The 2,455-nt window shown below is 72.5% G+C and carries 5 protein-coding genes; 4 read left to right on the top strand and 1 reads right to left on the bottom strand.

All coding sequences use genetic code 11. The annotated features are described in order from the left end of the window. From ACWGDE_RS38190 to ACWGDE_RS38175, 4 genes are all read left to right on the top strand, one after another. On the top strand, positions 1 to 709 hold a 709-nt coding region (locus ACWGDE_RS38190; RefSeq protein ID WP_453393684.1), incomplete at its 5' end, for a substrate-binding domain-containing protein. A 66-nt stretch (positions 710 to 775) separates the two neighbouring features. After that, on the top strand, positions 776 to 1,279 hold the full coding sequence (locus tag ACWGDE_RS38185) for a GNAT family N-acetyltransferase (RefSeq protein ID WP_453393683.1): 504 nt from the start codon (positions 776 to 778) through the stop codon (positions 1,277 to 1,279). Between the two features lie 179 nt (positions 1,280 to 1,458). Continuing rightward, positions 1,459 to 1,698: a hypothetical protein gene (locus tag ACWGDE_RS38180; RefSeq protein ID WP_453393682.1), complete on the top strand. Its 240-nt coding sequence runs from the start codon at positions 1,459 to 1,461 to the stop codon at positions 1,696 to 1,698. An 11-nt stretch (positions 1,699 to 1,709) separates the two neighbouring features. After that, positions 1,710 to 2,036 (top strand): DUF6422 family protein, encoded by a 327-nt coding sequence (locus ACWGDE_RS38175; protein WP_453393681.1) that lies wholly within the window; start codon positions 1,710 to 1,712, stop codon positions 2,034 to 2,036. A gap of 118 nt (positions 2,037 to 2,154) precedes the next feature. On the opposite strand, the gene ACWGDE_RS38170 is transcribed toward ACWGDE_RS38175, so the two are convergent. Further along, on the bottom strand, positions 2,155 to 2,455 hold a 301-nt coding region (locus tag ACWGDE_RS38170), incomplete at its 5' end, for a prolyl oligopeptidase family serine peptidase (protein WP_453393680.1).

Below are 2,455 nucleotides of genomic sequence, written 5' to 3'. Positions count from 1 at the left end.
CGGCTACACCGCCGTGCTGCACGCGGGGCGCTTCGCCGATCCCGTCGACGCCGCCCGCGCCTGGGCCGAGCTGCGTCCGGCCGCCGTCATCGCCCTCGACGGCGACCGGCTCACCGCGCAGGCCGCCGATCTGCTGCGGCGCGCCGGCGTGCGCGGGCTGATCGCCTTCGCGGCCCGTCCCGTACCGGGCGTGCACACCATCGGCTTCGACCACGCCCGCATCGGAGCCACCGCCGCCGAGCACCTGATCGCCCGCGGCCGGACCCGTATCGGCGTGGTCATGCCGCAGGAACGCGGCCTCGCCACCCTCGCCGGACCCCGGCTCGCGGGTGCCGAATCGGTCGCCGCCCGGCACATGGCCACCGTGACCCCGGTGGAGCTCTCCTACACCCGGGAGTCCGCGACCGCGCTGGCCCGGCGCTGGCGGAGCCTCGGCCTGGACTCCGTGTTCGCCTACAACGACGAGTACGCCGCGCTGCTGCTGCACGCGCTGCGGGCCGAGGGGATCTCCGTACCGGACGAGGTGGCCGTCGTGGGCTCCGACGACCTGGTCCTGGCCGCCCTCCAGCAGCCCCCGCTGACCTCGATCCGCCTGGACCTGGTCTCGCCGGCCCTGGTCGCGGACGCCGTGCACGAGCTGATCGAGACGGGCACGACGGCGCCCGTCCCCGAGATAAAGGCGGTCCTCGTTCCCCGCGAGACCTCCTAGGCCGTCCCTTTCGGGTCCTGCCCGACCCGCCGCGGCGCGTGATCGCCCCTTTGGCAAAGTAGGGGCATGCCGACCTACGAGACGATGTCGTTCCACCTGGAGACCGAGCGCCTGATCCTGCGGCCGTGGGCCGAGTCGGACGCCGCCGAGTTCCGCGCCCTCCTCGCCGAGCGCGGCAAGGAGCCGCCCACGCTCGAGCGCATGCGGACGGCCATCGCGGAGCTGCTCGCCGCGACGCGGGAGACGGGGATAGCCCTGCTGCCCATCCAGCGCCGCGAGGAGGGGGACTTCATCGGCTACTGCGGGCTGATCATCGGCCGGACCACCCTGGAGGAGCCCGAGATCGCGTACGAGCTGTTCCAGCGCGTGCACGGGCGGGGGTACGCGACCGAGGCGGCGGCCGCGGTCCTCGACGCCGCTGTCGCGACCGGGCGGGAACGGCTCTGGTCGACCGTCGGCACCTGGAACGCGCCGTCCTTGCGCGTCCTGGAGAAGATCGGCTTCGAGCGGGACCACCTCTCCATCGAGGAGAACGGTGAAGTGGTCTGGCTCACGCGCTCGTTGCCGTGATGCGGGATCGCACCCGACGGCACGGGCCCGGTCCGGCCCAGCCGCGCGGCGAGCGCTGCGCATGCGCGTTCGTCGCGGGCGACCGAAGCTGGTAGAGGGGGGCAGTGTGCGGTGACGACAGCCGTGACCGCACCACCCTTCGGGGGCCGTACCGCGATTCTCCTGCCAAGGAGGCCGTCATGACGGAGAAGGGCGAGAGCAGGACCATCCCCGAGGAGTTCAGTGGACTGGTCGCGGATTTCCGAGGTCTGCTCGAGAAGCACCCCCACGCGGTCGGACAGTTCTCGCTCGCGTACCACCCCACGCGCCGTGGAGCGGAGTCGGGCGGCATCACGACGGCGGCGATCACGCAGCCGGTCTTCGAATGCACGGAAATCGAAGGCGGATTCGTCATGTGCGAGCGCGTCGACGAACAGTGACAGGAGCCATCATGTCCCCTCTGCCCGAGCGTCTCAGTGACGAGCACGTGAAGGCCGTCAGGGAGGCGGCGCGGATGGTCGGTGAGGCACGTAAGGCGGCTGCCGACATGCTCTCCCGGTCCGGAATCGACCCGCGTCTCGCGGCGGCCGGGGCCTTGGAATTCTGCACCGGCGTGGTCTCGCCCGGACCTCCGGTCCAAGGCTGCGGATGCCCGGGATTCCGTGGCGACTCCGACTTCTGCTTCAGCCAGTACCGGGACTTCACCGGACCGGACATCGGCTCGGGTGCGATCATCCGCGTCTGCGGGCACCCGCTCGTGGACCACGAGACGCTCTGACACCGCCCGACCGGCTTCCGGCACCGCGAGCGGGCCGGCGGCCCCGGCCGAAGCGGCCCGGCGGATGCCCCGGGGGCGTCGGTGCGTCGGCGGTGCGCCGACGCCCCCGGGGCGGGTCTCAGGCCTCCTGGCCCAGGTGATGGGCCAGGAAGGCGACGCTGTCGGTCACGATCCGGACGATGTCCGGGGAGCCGAGGAAGATGTGGTCGGCGCCTTCGACGGGGGTCAGGGTGACCTCGCCGCCGGCCTTCGTCAGGGCCGCGGCGAGCTGCTCGCTCTGGCTGTAGGGCACCAGCCCGTCCTGCGTTCCGTGGATCAGCAGGAACGGCGGCGGGTTCGAACCCTCGACGGCGTACGTGACCGGGCTCGCGGCCCGTGCCAGGTCCGGGCGTTCGGCGACGGTCGCGCCGAGCAGGGCC

Source organism: Streptomyces sp. NPDC054956 (assembly GCF_053609185.1).
This window is presented reverse-complemented; position numbering and strand designations above follow the sequence as displayed.

What these genes read in the sequence shown, in the direction of transcription:
- ACWGDE_RS38175 (WP_453393681.1), top strand. Translation starts at nt 1,710, where the DNA reads ATGTCCCCTCTGCCCGAGCGTCTCAGTGACGAGCACGTGAAGGCCGTC.
- ACWGDE_RS38180 (WP_453393682.1), top strand. Translation starts at nt 1,459, where the DNA reads ATGACGGAGAAGGGCGAGAGCAGGACCATCCCCGAGGAGTTCAGTGGA.
- ACWGDE_RS38185 (WP_453393683.1), top strand. Translation starts at nt 776, where the DNA reads ATGCCGACCTACGAGACGATGTCGTTCCACCTGGAGACCGAGCGCCTG.